Annotated in this window: 12 protein-coding genes and 1 tRNA gene; 4 read left to right on the top strand and 9 right to left on the bottom strand. The window is 70.6% G+C overall.

The genetic code is table 11. The features are described from left to right. Positions 1 to 81: 81 nt before the first annotated feature. The 8 genes from thrB to argS all read right to left on the bottom strand — a co-directional run bounded on the left by thrB (position 82) and on the right by argS (position 12,231). Positions 82 to 1,026, bottom strand: coding sequence for a homoserine kinase (thrB, locus tag PSH03_RS06225; protein ID WP_210785740.1), 945 nt, complete (start codon positions 1,024 to 1,026; stop codon positions 82 to 84). Between the two features lie 64 nt (positions 1,027 to 1,090). Further along, positions 1,091 to 2,335 (bottom strand): MFS transporter, encoded by a 1,245-nt coding sequence (locus PSH03_RS06220; RefSeq protein ID WP_210785741.1) that lies wholly within the window; start codon positions 2,333 to 2,335, stop codon positions 1,091 to 1,093. 106 nt (positions 2,336 to 2,441) lie between these two features. Beyond that, positions 2,442 to 3,113, bottom strand: coding sequence for a polysaccharide deacetylase family protein (locus tag PSH03_RS06215; RefSeq protein ID WP_238688519.1), 672 nt, complete (start codon positions 3,111 to 3,113; stop codon positions 2,442 to 2,444). A gap of 135 nt (positions 3,114 to 3,248) precedes the next feature. Then, positions 3,249 to 6,527 (bottom strand): efflux RND transporter permease subunit, encoded by a 3,279-nt coding sequence (locus tag PSH03_RS06210; RefSeq protein ID WP_210785742.1) that lies wholly within the window; start codon positions 6,525 to 6,527, stop codon positions 3,249 to 3,251. Between the two features lie 141 nt (positions 6,528 to 6,668). Further along, a complete protein-coding gene (thrC, locus tag PSH03_RS06205; RefSeq protein WP_238688518.1) occupies positions 6,669 to 7,718 on the bottom strand; it encodes a threonine synthase in 1,050 nt (349 codons plus the stop codon). A gap of 139 nt (positions 7,719 to 7,857) precedes the next feature. Next, positions 7,858 to 9,168 carry a homoserine dehydrogenase gene (locus PSH03_RS06200; RefSeq protein ID WP_208740978.1) on the bottom strand — a complete coding sequence of 437 codons (1,311 nt, stop codon included), beginning with the start codon at positions 9,166 to 9,168 and terminating at the stop codon, positions 7,858 to 7,860. A gap of 8 nt (positions 9,169 to 9,176) precedes the next feature. Then, complete coding sequence (gene lysA, locus PSH03_RS06195) at positions 9,177 to 10,562, bottom strand: diaminopimelate decarboxylase (protein ID WP_238688517.1); 1,386 nt, start codon at positions 10,560 to 10,562, stop codon at positions 9,177 to 9,179. Between the two features lies 1 nt (position 10,563). After that, a complete protein-coding gene (gene argS / locus PSH03_RS06190; RefSeq protein ID WP_210785744.1) occupies positions 10,564 to 12,231 on the bottom strand; it encodes an arginine--tRNA ligase in 1,668 nt (555 codons plus the stop codon). Between the two features lie 97 nt (positions 12,232 to 12,328). On the opposite strand from argS, the gene PSH03_RS06185 reads away from it, so the two are divergent. From PSH03_RS06185 to PSH03_RS06170, 4 genes are all read left to right on the top strand, one after another. Next, entirely contained in the window at positions 12,329 to 13,126 is a 798-nt protein-coding gene (locus PSH03_RS06185; RefSeq protein WP_210785745.1) for a thioredoxin-like domain-containing protein, read from the top strand. A gap of 8 nt (positions 13,127 to 13,134) precedes the next feature. Next, positions 13,135 to 13,803: a DUF305 domain-containing protein gene (locus PSH03_RS06180; RefSeq protein WP_238688516.1), complete on the top strand. Its 669-nt coding sequence runs from the start codon at positions 13,135 to 13,137 to the stop codon at positions 13,801 to 13,803. A gap of 238 nt (positions 13,804 to 14,041) precedes the next feature. Next, a complete protein-coding gene (locus PSH03_RS06175; RefSeq protein ID WP_210785747.1) occupies positions 14,042 to 14,734 on the top strand; it encodes a winged helix-turn-helix domain-containing protein in 693 nt (230 codons plus the stop codon). A 90-nt stretch (positions 14,735 to 14,824) separates the two neighbouring features. Continuing rightward, positions 14,825 to 14,899, top strand: a tRNA-Arg gene (locus PSH03_RS06170). Positions 14,900 to 14,988: 89 nt separating this feature from the next. Here the strand turns inward: PSH03_RS06170 and PSH03_RS06165 are convergent. Next, entirely contained in the window at positions 14,989 to 15,903 is a 915-nt protein-coding gene (locus tag PSH03_RS06165; RefSeq protein WP_238688515.1) for a hypothetical protein, read from the bottom strand. Positions 15,904 to 15,939 lie beyond the last annotated feature (36 nt).

The raw sequence follows: 15,939 nt of genomic DNA, 5'->3' as shown, positions 1-15,939 counted from the left end.
GGCTGACCGCCGAGAGCTTCGGGGGTGCGCCGCCCCGCAGGAGATCGCGTGCTTCGCGGCTGTGCTAGGTCTAGAGCGTAATCAACTCTTCCGACCTGCGGCAACAGGGTCCCGCTCGGCGTGTCCAAGTCTACCCCGTGCGACCCGCGCGCCGCTGACGTCTATCGGTAACTGCCAGATCTCCCAGTCTGTTCCCACTGGGAAGCCCGCCGGAGGCTGGCTGAGCGCCAGCACAGTCGGCCCCGCCCCACTGACCACAGCTGCCACATCGGCCGCTCGCAACTCGCTGACCAGGGCAGATGTGCCCGGCATCCCGGCTGCGCGGTAATCCTGATGGAGTCGGTCGACGGTGGCCGGCAGCAGCAGGGTCGGGTCCGTGGTGAGCGCGTGCACCAGCAGCGCTGCCCGCCCGGCGGTCAACGCGGCGTCACCGTGCGGCACGGTTGCCGGCAGAGCCGCCCGCGCTGTCGCTGTCAAACCGCGTTCCGCCGGGACGAAAACAGTGGGCCGCACCGCTGGGGCGACCGGCAGGGAGACGGCCCGGGCGCCGCCCGGCTCGGACCAGGCCACTGTGAAACCGCCGAGCAGGCACGGCGCCACATTGTCGGGGTGGCCCTCGATCTCGGCGGCCAGCCGCAGCGCGCCGGCGTCGTCGAGGCGGTGCTCCCCATCGACGACCAGGGCACGGGCCAGCAGCACCCCGGCGACGATCGCGGCGGAAGAGGAGCCCAGCCCGCGTGCCTGGGGGATCCGGTTGACGCACTCCACGCTCAGCCCCGAGGGGTGGGCCCCGAGCACGTCGAACGCGGCGCGCATGGCTCGCACCACGAGGTGCCGGTCGTCGTCGGGCAGCTCACCGGCGCCCTGCCCGGTCACTGTCACCCGGACACCACCCGTGGCGACCTCGGCGGCCACGTCGTCGTAGAGCCCGAGGGCGAGACCCAGCGCGTCGAAGCCCGGGCCCAGGTTGGCGCTGGTCGCCGGGACGCGGACCCGGACCGGCTCGGCGGTGAAGTTCGTCGGCACGCGCTCATGCTAGGGCTCGGGACCGACGAACCGGTCCCGCGCCCGCTGCCTGGGACCGCCGAGTTCAGCCGGCCGGGTCCGGGACCGGCTCGACGGCCGGATCGGTGAGCGACAGTCGGCGGGTGGCGATCCGCCAGCCGACCGCGTAGACGAGGGTGATCAGACCGCAGCCCGCGAGCACCACCCGTTCGTCGACCGAGTCCACCACCAGGGCCACCGCCAGTTGACTCACCGAGATCGCCAGCGTCGCCAGCATCATGTCGGTGGCGAAGACGCGGCCCCGCAGCCGGTCCGGAACTTCACCCTGGAGGGCGAAGTTCGACATCACCCAGTTGCTGCCACCCGCGAAGTGCGCAACGAAGACCAGCAGCAGCACCAGCGGAAACCATCGCACCACCGAGGTGCCCAGGTAGGACAGGCCGTAGAGCGACATGGACAGCGCGAGGCCGGGCAGCAGCCAGGCCCGGTTGGTCAACACCCGGCGCATCAGGATCGGCCCCACCAACGCTCCCGCGCCGCGTACCGCGAAGAGCAGGCCGGCGCCGAGCGGGCCGACACCGTACACGCCGGCCAGCAGCGGGAACACGGTCAGCACGCCGTTGCCCAGGCCCACCGCCGACTTGACAGTGACCAGCGCGAGCACCCGGGGGCGGTGACCGATGTAGCCGAGCGCCTCGCGAACCGCCGACCAGGTCCGCTGGGCCGGTTGGTCGGCGTCCCGGGGCGCCTGCAACGGCCGGCGGATCCGGGTGGCGAGGGTCGCGGCCACCGCGAGGCCCGCCGCCGCCACCCAGAAGCAGACGTACGGGCCGGCAGCGGTGCTGAGCACGCCGCCGAGCGAGGCGCCGACCACTGTCATGGTGCCCCAGGCCGAGCCGGCGACGGCGTTGCCCGCGGCGAGTTCGTGCGGCTCCAGCACGTTGGGCAGCGCGGCCTGGGCGGCCGGCGAGTAGAACGCCTTGGCGACCGCCACCACGCCGATCGCGACCAGCGCCAGCCACGCCGTTGCGGCGTTCCGCACGCCGAGCAGCAGCAACACGCCCGCCAGCGCGGCCACGTTCGCGGCGATCATGATCTTCCGACGGTCGAAACGGTCGGCGATCGTGCCGGTGTACGGCAGCAGCAACGCAACGATGCCGGTGTCCACCGCCAACACCAGCGCGCCCCAGACGCCGCTGCCGGTCAGGTGCGGCAGCAGCACCAGCAGCGGCACCATGACGAACCAGTCGGCGCCGAAGACCACCAGTTCGGCGAGGAACAGGTTGCGGAAGCTCCGATTGCCGGTCAGAACCGAGAGGGTGGACGCCACGGAGCGCGACCCTACCTGGTCGTCGTCTGAGCCACACCCGCTCCCAGCAGCGCCGAAACCGTGACGAAGGTGTAACCGCGCGACCGTAGCCGGTTGATCATCTCGGTCAGACCCCGCAGTGCGACCAGCCGCCGGCGCGCCCGGGGAACTCGCGCTCCACCATCTGCAACGACCAGAGCAGCAGCCGATAGTCCAGCCGGGCCGCCGTGTGCAGCACCGCCCCGCCCAGGTGGCCGTACGGCGGGCGGAGGAGCGCCGGCGGCACCCCGGTCAGGTCGGCGATCGCGTCGTGGCTGCGACGCAGGTCGCCGTACGCCTCGGCGGCGTCCAGCTCGGCCAGGTCCCGGTGCTCCCAGCTGTGGTTTCCCACCTCGTGCCCGTCGAGCCGGTCGCGTACGACGTCGGCGTGCCGGCGGACCTGCGCCCCGACCATGAAGAAGGTGGCCGGAACCCGATGCTGGGCCAGGGTGTCGAGCACCATGGGAGTCCACTGTGGTGCCGGGCCGTCGTCGAAGGTGAGGGCCACCAGGCGCTGGTTGGTCCGCCCGGACCAGACGACCTCCAGCGCGCCGGAGCCGACGTCCTGCTGGCCATTACCGAGGGTGGCGCTGGCGGGGCCGCCGGTGATCGACATTCGGCGATGGGTGATCCACCACGCCTCGGACATCCCCGCGCCGACGGCCACACCGCCCGCCACCAGCAGGCCACGGCGCAGCAGATCGCGCCGCCCCCACCCGCCCGCGCCCTCGGCCATCCGCCCGCCCCGCTTCACCCACACCCCCACTCGTCTACGAGGAGTATGCAAGAAGTTACAGAAAGTATGGGGTGGGCGAGTCGGAGTGTTTCCGGTCCAATGAACCCCGAAACGCCCCCGACGAAAATCCGTCGGGGGCGTTGCGAAGCACGCTGCGACCTACTCGGTCGGCTCCGCCGGAGGCAGCGGCGAGGTACGGCTACGCGGCAGCCGCAGCACCTCGAACTGGTCCGTGCCTTCCACCAACGCGGCCGACGGCGCGGGTCGCCCGGCCGGTTGCACACCCTCGGCCGCGACCGGGGCGGGCGCGCCGCTCGGCACCGCGACCTGGTTCGGCGCTGGCACCTCGTCGGTCTCCGTCGTGGTCACCGCCGATCCTCCGGAACGCCGCCGTGCGCGGCGACCCCGCAGCGACTCCTTGGTGTGCTCCACCATCGTGTACAGCGTCGGCACCAGGATCAGCGTGAGCAGGGTCGAGCTGAGCAGACCACCGATCACCACTACCGCCAGCGGCTGAGAGATGAAGCCGCCCTCACCGGTCAACCCGAATGCCATCGGCAGCAGCGCGAAGATGGTCGCCACCGCCGTCATCAGGATCGGGCGCAGTCGGCGACGGCCACCTTCGACCACCGCCTCCCGGACCCCCATGCCCTGCGCCCGGTACTGGTTGATCAGGTCGAGCAACACGATCGCGTTGGTCACCACGATGCCGACCAGCATCAGCACACCGATCAGCGCCGGCACACCGAGCGGGGTCCCGGTGACCAACAGCAGACCGATGGCGCCGGTCGCCGCGAACGGGATGGAGATCAGCAGGATCAGCGCCTGGGTGAGGCTACGGAACGTGGCCACCATGATCAGGAAGACGATGGCGATCGCGGCCAGCACCGCCAGGCCCAGGTCCGCGAAGGCGTCCGCCTGATCCGCGCTGACACCACCGATGGTGAGGCTCGCACCCGGCACGTTGATGCCGTCCAGCCGCTTCTGCAACTCCTGGCTGGTCGCGCCCAGGTTCGAGCCGGTCGCCGCGCCGGTCACCGACACGCTGCGCTCACCGTCGATGCGGGTGACCTGCTGCGGGCCCTCGCCCTGGGTGACCTGCGCGATGTCGCCCAGCTTCACCGGACCGACCGGCAGTGCCCGCAGCTGCTCCACGGTCGTCGGCGGCTGCGTGCCCAACCGCAGCACCACGTTCTGCTGCTGGCCGTCGAGCGCCACCTGACCCAGCGGCGCTCCTCGGAACGCCTGCGACACGAGCTGCCCCACGGCGGCCTCGGTGAGCCCGACCCGACCGGCGGCGACCCGGTCGACCACCACGTCGACCCGCGGCACCCGTGCGGCCAGGCTGGTGGAGACCTCCTCGACGTCCGGAATCCCGGCCATCGCGGCCCGCGCCTCCTCGGCGGCCCGGGTCAGCGCCTCCGGGTCGCTGGCCTGGACGATCACCTCCAGCTGGCTGGTCGACGCCTCCTGCCCGCCACCGAAGCTGATCTCGCCCACACCGGCGCCGAGCTTGTCGAACTCCTTGCGCAGCACCTCACGCATCTGCTTCGCGTCGGTGTCACCGTCGAGCGCCAGCGACCAGCTGGCGACGTTGTTGCCGCCGCCACCCGCCCACGGATTGTCCCCACCGCCCGCGGTCACCTGGTACGTCTCGACGCCATCGGTGCGGGACAGCACCGACTCGACCTGCTTGGCCGCCGCGTCGGTGGCCGCCAGGCCACTGCCGGCCGGCAGCTCCTGGCTCATGTTGAGGGTGTCCTGGCCGGAGTCGTCCAGGAAGTTGGTCTCCAACTTCTGCGCCAGACCGAAGGTGCCGAAGAGCACCAGCAGGCCGAGCCCGACGGTGATCCAACGGGTCGACCGCTTGCGGGTGGCGAACCCGATGACGGGCAGGTACGCCCGCTGCAACGGGCTGCGCAGCTCCTTCTCCTCAGCGGCGTGCCGTACCGCCTCGTCGTCCGCGGTGCCGCCGCGCGGCTTGAGGAACCAGTACGCGAGGACCGGGATCACTGTCAGCGACACCAGCAGCGAGGCGAGCAGGGCCACCGTCACGGTGATCGCGAACGGCGCGAAGAGCTGGCCCACGAACCCGCCGACCAGCGCGATCGGCGCGAACACCGCCACCGTGGTGAGGGTGGACGCGGTCACCGCACCGGCGACCTCCCGGACGCCGGTGATGATGGCGTGCTGTTTCTCCTCGCCGTACTCCAGGTGTCGTTTGATGTTCTCCAACACCACGATCGAGTCGTCGACCACCCGACCGACCGCGATGGTCAACGCGCCGAGGGTGAGCAGGTTGAGCGAGTAGTCACCGATCCACAGGGCAATCAGCGCCACCAGCACGGAGAGCGGGATGGAGACCGCGGTGACCACCGTCGAGCGCACCGACAGCAGGAAGACCAGGATGACGATAACCGCCATCACCAGGCCCAGCAGGCCCTCGGTGGTCAGCGACTCGATCGACTTCTCGACGAACGGCGCCTGGTCGAAGACCACTGTCAGCTCCGCGCCGGAGGCGTCCTTCAAATCGTCGAGCCGGTCCCGGATCTCGTGCGAGATCTCCACGGCGTTGCCGTCCGGTGCCGCGGTGACAGCGATACCGAGGCTGTCCTTGCCGTTGGTCCGGGTGATCGCCGTAGCCGGGGCGAGCTGCTGCTCGACCGTCGCCACGTCACCGAGGCGAACGGGTGCCGCGGCCGGGGCGACCACGATGCCGCGCAGCTCCTCCAGGGTGGAGATCGGCGTGCCGACCTGCACCGGGAGGGCCAGTGCGCCGTCGGTCACCGCGCCGGCCGGAACCGCCACGCCGTTGGTCTTCAGCGCCGCGCCGATCGCCGTCGGCTGGATCTTCGCGGCGGCCAACTTCGCCGGGTCCGGGGTGACCACCACGACGTCGTCGCGGGTGCCGGTCACCTCGACCGTGCGTACCCCCTCGACGCCCTCCAGCTCCGGCACCACAGTCGCGCGCAGCTTCTCGGCGAGCGCCCGCTCGTCCGCATTGCCGGCCGCGGCCAGCACCACCGCCGGAAGGTCGTCGGTGCTACCCGCGATGACCTGCGGGTCGACGCCCTCCGGCAGTTGGGCGTCGATCCGGCTCAACGCGGTCTGCATCTTGTTGACCACGTCGTCGAGGTCGGTGCCGAACTCGTACGTCACCTGGACGGTGGCCGCCCCCTCGCGGGAGGTGGAGGTGACCTGGTCCAATCCCGGGATGCCCTGGAGGGCGTTCTCGATCGGCTCGGTCACCTGCGACTCGACGATCTCGGGGCCGGCGCCGGGGTAGGGAGCCACGATGAACGCGGCCGGGAACTCGAGCGACGGCAGCAGTTGCTGCTTCAGCGACGGCACGGCGAACACTCCGAACACCGTGGTCACCACCGCGATGAGGGCAATCAGCCCTCGGTTGGCGAGGCTGAATCTGGCGAGCAGCGACATCGGCCTGGCTCACTCCTGAACGAGAATGCGGGCGGGGATACCCGAAAGTGTGCCGGACTCGCATACCTCGGCCCCCGCCGCCCCCGGGCCGTCGCGCCGTCCAGCTACCCGCCGTCGATCACCACCCGGACGGTGGCGCGCTCAGGCCAGGTCGAGGGCGCGCGCCGCAGCCAGCGGGTCGTTCGCGATGGTCACCGGCGCCGGCGCGGTGGAGATCGCCCATTCCGGGTCCTTCAGCCCGTGGCCGGTCACCGTGCAGACCACTGTGGAACCGGGCGGCACCGCGCCCGCCGCGGCCTGCTGCAACAGGCCGGCCACGCTGGCCGCGCTGCCCAGCTCGACGAAGACCCCCACCTCACGGGCGAGCAGACGGTACGCGGAGAGGATCTCCCGGTCGGTCACCGCCGCGATCATGCCACCGGAGGCGTCCCGGGCATCCAGTGCCTTGGTCCAGCTCGCCGGGTTGCCGATCCGGATCGCGGTGGCGATGGTGGACGGCTCCGGCACCACCTGGCCGGTCACGATCGGGGCCGCCCCGGCGGCCTGGAAGCCGTACATCTTCGGGGTGCGGGTGGTGGCGCCGGCGGCCGACTCCTCCTCGTATCCCATCCAGTAGGCGGAGATGTTGCCGGCGTTGCCGACCGGCAGGCAGTGGATGTCGGGCGCGTCACCGAGCGCCTCGACGATCTCGAAGGCCGCGGTCTTCTGGCCGTGCAACCGGTCGATGTTCACCGAGTTGACCAACGCGACCGGGTAGTCCTGGGCGAGCTTGGCGGCCGTCGCGAGGCAGTCGTCGAAGTTGCCGTTCACCTGGAGCAGCTTCGCGCCGTGCACCAGCGCCTGGGCCAGCTTGCCCAGCGCGATCTTGCCCTGCGGCACCAGCACGGCGCAGGTCAACCCGGCCCGGGCCGCGTACGCCGCGGCGGAGGCGCTGGTGTTGCCGGTGGACGCGCAGATGATGGCCTTGTTGCCGGCCTCGACCGCCTTGGACACCGCGAGGGTCATCCCCCGGTCCTTGAAGGAACCGGTCGGGTTGGCGCCCTCCACCTTGAGGTGCACGTCGCAGCCGAGCCGGGCGGACAGCACCGGCGCCGGCAACAGCGGGGTGTTGCCCTCGTGCAGCGTGACGACCGGCGTGGCCGCGGTGACCGGCAGCCGATCCCGGTACGCCTCGATCAGACCCCGCCACATGTCGCTCTCCTCGCCTCTACCGACGCGCCCACCCGATTGTCAGGGCCACCTTGGACCAGCCTGCTGGAGTGGTCAATGGCACACCCCCGCCTACCCACCTGGCGGGACGCGCGAGCGGTCCCGTCGATGATGTAACGACTCAGGCGTCACCCTCGACCCGCAGCACACTGGTTACCGACCGGACAATGTCCAGACCGCGCAGCTCACCGACGGTCGCGGCGAGCGCGGCGTCCGGTGCCACGTGCGTGACGATGACCAGCTCGGCGTCGCCGTCGCGGCCCGCCGGCCCGCCCGCCGAGCCCTGCCGCACTGTCGCGATCGACACGTCGTGCCGGGCGAACACGCTCGCCACCGAGGCCAGCACACCCGGGCGGTCGGCGACGTCGAGGCTCACGTGGTAGCGGGTCAACGCCTCACCCATCGGCCGGACCGCGAGGTCCGCGTACGCGCTCTCGCTGGCCGCGCGCACCCCGGCGAGCCGGTTGCGGGACACCGCGACCACGTCACCGAGCACCGCGCTGGCGGTGGGCGCGCCACCGGCGCCCCGACCGTAGAACATCAACTGCCCGGCCGCGTCCGCCTCCACGAAGACCGCGTTGAACGCGTCTCCGACGCTGGCCAGCGGGTGGCTGCGCGGGATCATCGCCGGGTGCACCCGGACGCTGACCGTCTCCCGGCCGGTGGGGTCGACACCCCGGGCCGCGATGCAGAGCAGTTTGATCGTGCAGCCCATCGCCTGGGCGCTGGCCATGTCCGCGGCGGTCACCTCGGTGATGCCCTCGCGGTGCACGTCGGCGGCGCCGACCCGGGTGTGGAACGCCAGCGAGGCGAGGATCGCCGCCTTCGCCGCCGCGTCGAAACCCTCCACGTCGGCGGTCGGGTCGGCCTCCGCGTACCCCAGGGCGGTGGCCTCTTCGAGGGCCTCGGCGAAGCCGGCGCCGGTGGCGTCCATCGCGGAGAGGATGAAGTTGGTGGTGCCGTTGACGATGCCGGTGACCCGGTTGATCCGGTCGCCGTGCAGCGACTCCCGTAGCGGACGCAGCAGCGGGATGGCCCCCGCCACGGACGCCTCGTAGTAGAGGTCGCCGCCGCCCTCGGCCGCCGCCTCGTGCAGGGCCACGCCGTCCTCGGCGAGCAGCGCCTTGTTCGCGGTGACCACGCTCTTGCCGGCGCGCAGCGCCTCGACCAGCCAACTCCGGGCCGGTTCGATGCCACCGATCACCTCGATCACCACGTCCACGTCGTCGCGCTTGATCAGGCCGAGCGCGTCGGTGGTGAACAGGTCCTCGTCGACCGGCAGGTCACCCCGGTCGCGGCCGAGCCGACGGACGGCGATGCCGGCGATCTCCAGCGGAGCGCCGATCCGCGCGGTGAGGTCGGCCGACTGCTCGTGCAGCAGCCGGACCACCTCCTGGCCGACAGTGCCACAGCCGAGCAGCGCCAAGCGCACAGGTGACGTCATCCCACATCCAAAGCCAGCAGGTCCTCTTCGGTTTCCCGCCGGACGATCAGGCGCGCCTGGCCGTCGCGCACCGCGACCACCGGTGGCCGGGGCACATGGTTGTAGTTGCTGGCCATGCTTCGGCAGTACGCACCGGTGCCGGGCACTGCGACAAGATCTCCGGGCTGCACGTCGGCGGGCAGGAATTCATCCTTCACCACGATGTCCCCGGACTCACAGTGCTTTCCCACCACGCGGGCGAGCAACGGCTGCGCGGTCGAGGCCCGCGAGGCCAGCGTCGCCGAGTAGGACGCGTCGTAGAGGGCGGTGCGGATGTTGTCGCTCATCCCGCCGTCGACGCTGACGTACGTCCGGAGGCCGTCGAGGTCCTTGACAGTGCCGACCTCGTAGAGGGTGAACACGGCCGGCCCGACGATGGCCCGGCCCGGCTCGATCGACAGGTGCGGCACTGCCAGGTTCTCCGCCGCGCACTCCGAATCGACGATCTTGCGAAGCCGCTTGGCCAGATCCTGCGGGGTCGCCGGGTCGTCCTGGGTGGTGTACGCGATGCCGAAGCCGCCGCCCAGGTCCAGCTCGGGCAGCTCCACCCCGCGCGCGTCGCGGATCTGCGCCTGGAGGGCGAGCACCCGCCGGGCCGAGACCTCGAAGCCGCTGGCGTCGAAGATCTGCGAGCCGATGTGCGAGTGCAGACCGCGCAGCTCCAGCACGCCCTCGTCGAGGATCTTGAACGCGGCGTTCGCAGCGGCGCCGCCGGCCAGCGAGAAGCCGAACTTCTGGTCCTCGTGTGCGGTGGCGATGAACTCGTGGGTGTGCGCCTCGACCCCCACCGTGACCCGGACCAGCACCCGGGGCCGGACCCCGCGCTCGCGGGCCAGCGCGGTGAGCCGGTCGATCTCGGTGAACGAGTCGACGATGATCCGGCCCACCCCGGCGTCCAGCGCCCGGCCCAGCTCGGCGACCGACTTGTTGTTGCCGTGGAAGCCGATCCGCTCCGGCGGCATCCCGGCCGACAGTGCGGTGGCCAACTCGCCACCGGTGCAGACGTCCAGGTGCAGCCCCTCCTCGGCGATCATCCGGACCACCGCCCGGCAGAGGAACGCCTTGCCCGCGTAGAACACGTCCTCGGTCGGGAAGGCCTCCCGGAAGTCGCGGCAGCGCGAGCGCAGGTCGGCCTCGTCGAGGACGTACACCGGGGTGCCGAACTCGGCCGCGATGTCGCGGACGCTCAGGCCCGCGACGGCGACCGCGCCGTCGGCGCCGCGCGTCACCGACCGCGGCCACAGCGCCGGCACGAGGGCGTTGACGTCGGCCGGGGTACGCAGCCAGGCCGGCCCCTGGTTGCTGATGTCCGCGTGCAGCGCACCAGCCTCATGAGCCCTCATGTCACATCCTCTCGGGTGCGGAGACGCCGAGCAGGTAGAGGCCGTTGGCGATCACCGTGCGGGTGGCGTTGTTGAGCCAGAGCCGGGCGCGGTGCAGGTCGGTGATCTCCTCGTCGCCCAGCGGCAGCACCCGGCAGTTGTCGTAGAACCGGTGGTAGGAGGCGGCGACGCTCTCCTCCAGGTAGCGGGCCACCCGGTGCGGCTCCCGCAGCTCGGCGGCCGTCGCCACCACCGCGGGGAACTGGGCGAGCGCCTTGAGCAGCTCGTTCTCCTTCTCGTGGTCGAGCAGCTCGGGGCGGAACGCGTCGGCGTCGCCCGGAACCAGCCCCACCTCGGCGGCGTTGCGGGCCACGCCCGCCGTCCGGGCTGCCACGTACTGCACGTAGTAGACCGGGTTGTCGCGGGTCGCCCGGGTCCACAGCTCGATGTCGATGTCGATCGGGGAGTCGCTGGAGTAGCGGGCCAACGCGTACCGGGAGGCGTCCACGCCGATCGCGTCGACCAGGTCCTCCAGGGTGATCACGGTGCCGGCCCGCTTGCTCATCCGCATCGGCGCGCCGTCGCGCAGCAGGTTGACCAGCTGCCCGATGAGGATCTCCAGGTTGCGCTCCGGGTCGTCGCCGAAGCAGGCCGACATCGCCTTCATCCGGCCGATGTAGCCGTGGTGGTCGGCGCCCAGCATGATCACGACCCGCTCGAAGCCGCGCTCGCGCTTGTCCAGGTAGTAGGCGCAGTCAGCGGCGAAGTACGTCCACTCACCGTTGGACTTGCGCAGCACCCGGTCCTTGTCGTCGCCGAAGTCGGTGGTGCGCAGCCAGGTGGCGCCCTCGGACTCGTAGAGGTGCCCCTGCTCGCGCAGCCGGTTCAGCGCCAGGTCGAGTTCACCCCGGTCGTGCAGGTCCTTCTCGTTGAAGTAGGTGTCGAACTCCACCCCGAAGTCGCGCAGCGAGGTGCGGATCTCGTCGAACATCAGCGCGACGCCCTCGACCCGGAAGACCTCCTGGGCGGCGTCGTCGTCGAGCGAGCGCACCTCCGGCCGGCGGGCCTGCACCTCGGCGGCGATCTCGGCGATGTACGCCCCGCCGTAGCCGTCCTCCGGCGCCGGCTCACCCTTGGCGGCGGCGAGCAGCGACCGGGCGAACCGGTCGATCTGCGAACCGGCGTCGTTGAAGTAGTACTCCGTGCCGACGTCGGCGCCGGTGGCCCGCAGCAGCCGGCTCAGCGCGTCACCGACGGCCGCCCAGCGGACCCCGCCGATGTGCACCGGCCCGGTCGGGTTGGCCGAGACGAACTCCAGGTTGATCTTTTCGCCGGCGAGCCGGTCGCTGCGGCCGTACTCCGCGCCGCTCTCCACGATCACCCGCGCGAGCTGACCGGCCGCGGCGGCGTCGAGCCGGATGTTCAGGAAGCCCGGCCCGGCGATTTCCACCGATTTGACCCCCGGCGCCCGGCCCAGCTCGTCGGCCAGGGCCGTCGCCAGCTCCCGGGGCGGGACGCCCACCTTCTTGCTCAACTGCAGCGCGAGCGTCGAGGCGTAGTCGCCGTGCTCGGGGTTGCGCGGTCGCTCCACCACAGTGCTCGCCGGCAACGCGGCGCGGTCGAGCCCACGCTGCTCGAAGACGGCGTGGGCGGCGGCGAGGACGACCGAGGCTAGTTCTGCAGGAGTCACCCAACCATGTTATCGGGGGTAGACTCGGGCACTCGGCGGCTCCCCTGCGCGTCATCCGGCCCGCCACTCCCCTGACCGACCGACTTGACGAGGCACGATGAGCATCAGCACCCCGGGTGGCCCTGAGCGCCGCCCGACCGTGGTCAGCACCGGCAAGAAGCCGGCCGCAGGCCGGCCGGCTTCCGGCGCCAAGGCCGGTTCCGGCAAGCCGACGGGCTCCCCCCGGGCCGGGGGCAAGGGCCCGCGCAAGCCGGTCACCCCGGTCAAGGTGAGCCAGGGCCGCGCGTGGGGGCCGATCGCGCTCTTCGTCGCGGTCGGCGTGCTCGCGGCCGGCATCATCGGGTACGGCGCGTGGGCGTCGTTCCAGGGCTCCAAGCCGTGGGACAAGCGGGCCAACGCCATCGACGGCATCGCCAACATCCGCAAGTCCGACCCGGACAGCCTGAAGTACGAGTCGCACAAGTCGGGCCCGCTGACCTGGAACTACTCGCCGCCGGTTGGTGGGGTGCACAACGCCGCCTGGCAGAACTGCATGGGCGACGTCTACGACGCCCCGATCGCCAGCGAGCACGCGGTGCACAGCCTGGAGCACGGCGCGGTGTGGATCACCTACCGCCCGGACCTGCCCAAGGACCAGGTCGACAAGCTCGCCGGCAAGGTGCGTGGCGTCGAGAAGATGCTGATGAGCCCGTACGAGGGCCTGGACAAGCCCATCTCGCTGCAGGCCTGGGGCTACCAGCTCAAGCTCGACAACGCCGACGACTCGCGGATCGACGAGTTCATCAAGGACCTGCGGGTGAACGCCTCCGTCGAGGGCCCGACGGCGCTCTGCAACACCGGCATCACCGCCACCGGCACCACGCCGCGTGAACTCCAGCAGCAGCCCACCCAGTAAGGACGGCAATGACCGCTCCGGCAACCACCGACAGCGAGTACGACGAGATCCCGGCCGCCCCGGACGAGGGCGGCCGGGCCCCGGCGTCGCGCTACGGCGTGCTGGCGCTCGCCATCATGCTGGTGGTGGGGCTCCTCCTCGGGTATGCGGGTGGTCTGCTCACCCCACGGATCACCCGACCCGGTGACGCCTCGGTCGAGGCGGGCTTCGCCCGGGACATGACTACCCACCACGCGCAGGCGGTGGAGATGAGCCTGATCGCGTACCGGTCGGCGGCCCTCCCCGAGGTGCGGCAGATCGCCGTCGACATCGCCACCGGGCAGCAGGGCGAGATCGGCGCGATGCAGACCTGGCTGCGCGAATGGGGCCTCAGCCCGACCGGGTCGAAGCCGCCGATGTCGTGGATGTCCGACGGGGCCACCGTCAAGGACGGTCTGATGCCGGGCATGGCCACGCCGCAACAGATGACCGCCCTGCGCGACGCTCAGGGCATCGAGGTCGACAGGCAGTTCCTGGCCCTGATGTACGACCACCACCTGGGCGGCATCCACATGATCGACGCGGCGCTCGGCGCGACCGACAACGCCGAGGTGGTCCGGGTGGCGAACACCATGAAGAACACCCAGCAGACCGAGCTGAACAACCTCCGGCAGCTCCAGGCGCAGGCCAGGGGCTGACCGACCGGACGGGCGCACCCGGCCCGCGTCCCCGCCGATCCATGGGCGGTGACGCGGGCCGCACCGTGTCGAGGCCATGCACCCACCCCGACCCCGCACGGCCGAACCCGTGGCCTATGACCTGAAAGCCCTTCTCGTCCCTTGTGGGCGTTTTGCGAGGCACAGGCGATTACGTTGCTTAGAGAGTTTTCTCCCCACATATCGTGACCAGTTGCGATTCGGGCTCGTTGCCCAAGACGTGGGGGTTGCACTCAGAGACGCACGGCGCTCGGTAACCAGTTGGTGCCGACGCCACACCATCGGTGGTGACGGGGCGGTGGCAGCCGTCCGTCGCGGACAGCGGCAGGGCGAGCCGGGATTGCTCAGCCGCGAACAGGAACTCGAGTTGATCGACACGCTGCGAGGCGTCCATCCCGACGAGTTCGGCCTGGACGAGGAGTTGTGGACGCGGCAGAGCCTCACCACGCTCATCCAGCGGCGCTTCGAGCTACCGCTGGACGCCGGCGCGGTCGGGGCGTACCTGCGGGCCTGGGGGTTGGGTCCGCGGGAGCCGCGCGAGCGGGCCTGCGGGCTCTGCGTCAGCGCGGTCGAGCGTTGGGTCCGCAGCGAGTACCCGGGGATCACCCGGGCCGCCCAGGAGCACCTCGCGGAGGTCTACTGGATCGGCCGGATCCGGCTGCGCGGCACGATGCCGGCCGCCGACGTGATCTCCGCCGTCTCGTCCCGCGGCCGGGTGCGCTTCATGATCACCACGCCGACGGTGGACCCGCCGCTCCCCCGCGACTTCGTGCTGCGGCTCAGTGGCGAGGAGCAGCGCACCGTCCACCTGATAGTGGACGGCTCCTGGCCGCGCAACGAGTGGCCGCGCCGGCTCCCTCGGCGAATCGTCCTGCACCCGCTGCCCAGCTGCGGGCGGGCGGTAGCCGCCTGAGCGCCGGGTGGGCCGGTCCGACACGATCGGCTCACCCGATACCGATTCGGCGTACGCAGGGGAGGTTTGCTAGTCTTCTCCAGTCGCTGAGCCCCCGTAGCTCAGGGGATAGAGCACCGCCCTCCGGAGGCGGGGGCGCAGGTTCGAATCCTGCCGGGGGCACCAAGATTGCTTGGCACAAAGATGCCCCTGACCAGGGAAACCCGGTCAGGGGCATTACTCATGTGCCCAGTCAGGCCGGCGGCGTGCTTCGATCAGAACACCAGGACGCCAACATCGAGCACAACTATCATCGCGATCGCCAACACCGGAATAGCGATTGCCATCGCAAAAACGCTGATCAGCAATAAACCCAACCCCTCTTTCCATTCCTCTCGGCTTGTGCGAGGAGGGGAGGGCTGGCCTGCTGGGCGGGTCGCAGGTGCCGGACGGGCAGTGAAGTATGAAGAAGCGGCACTGGCGAGACATCCCACGGCGATAACAAGAACTGGGGATAAAGCTACTGCCAGCATCGACACTGGGTGGCTGGTAGTCCATTCCCAGAAGGCTTGGACATCGGCGTCGAATCTTCCGGCTTCTTGAATCTTGGCGTTCGCTGACCTGCCTATCCAGGTGAGGTGTGCCATGGTCAGCAATAATGGAGCCACGATAAACCAGGTGGCCGGCACGACCCACTCACGCGCCGCCCCGAAGAAGCCGGAGCACCCTTCGGTGGGGACTCCATCCGCAACTGCGGCATCTCCGGAATTTTCGAAGCTTGGCGTGGGCGCGCTTGATTCGATCGTCGCCGGCGACTCGCGTGCCGCCAGTGTCGCGATCACCTCAGGGCCTGCATCCGTTGCCGCCGGGTCGCTCGTTGCAGGTGACCCGGAGACTGGTTGTCCCTCCATCGGCCTGGCGTCCGCTGTCGTCATGGCGGGTTCCGGGATTGTTGGTGGCTCCGAGGCCGCCGAGGTTTCCTGGGTTCCCTGGATCGCTACGTGCAACGCCATGTCGGCAGCCGGCGACGATGCCGCTTCGGCTTTCGTCGAAGCGGATGAATCGTTTGGTCTCGGGTTTCGGGGACCACCGTTACGCAACACTCGGACAGTTATCACTGCGCTGGCGATGCCGGCGACGGCCGAGACAACCGAAGCGATCTTGTCCGAGACATCCAGGAGATCCGCCATAGGCAATATCATAGATTAGGCGGGAAGTGAGAAGGG

The sequence above is a fragment of the Micromonospora salmantinae genome, from assembly GCF_022230905.1.
GTDB classification, from domain to species: Bacteria; Actinomycetota; Actinomycetes; order Mycobacteriales; family Micromonosporaceae; genus Micromonospora; species Micromonospora salmantinae.
The sequence above is the reverse complement of the archived record's forward strand: the minus strand, read 5'-3'. Positions and strand labels throughout refer to the sequence as shown.

Bases quoted from the DNA above. Each gene is read 5' to 3' on its own strand.
- PSH03_RS06210 (WP_210785742.1), bottom strand. From the start codon at position 6,527: ATGTCGCTGCTCGCCAGATTCAGCCTCGCCAACCGAGGGCTGATTGCC.
- thrC (WP_238688518.1), bottom strand. From the start codon at position 7,718: ATGTGGCGGGGTCTGATCGAGGCGTACCGGGATCGGCTGCCGGTCACC.
- lysA (WP_238688517.1), bottom strand. From the start codon at position 10,562: ATGAGGGCTCATGAGGCTGGTGCGCTGCACGCGGACATCAGCAACCAG.
- PSH03_RS06185 (WP_210785745.1), top strand. From the start codon at position 12,329: ATGAGCATCAGCACCCCGGGTGGCCCTGAGCGCCGCCCGACCGTGGTC.
- PSH03_RS06180 (WP_238688516.1), top strand. From the start codon at position 13,135: ATGACCGCTCCGGCAACCACCGACAGCGAGTACGACGAGATCCCGGCC.
- PSH03_RS06165 (WP_238688515.1), bottom strand. From the start codon at position 15,903: ATGGCGGATCTCCTGGATGTCTCGGACAAGATCGCTTCGGTTGTCTCG.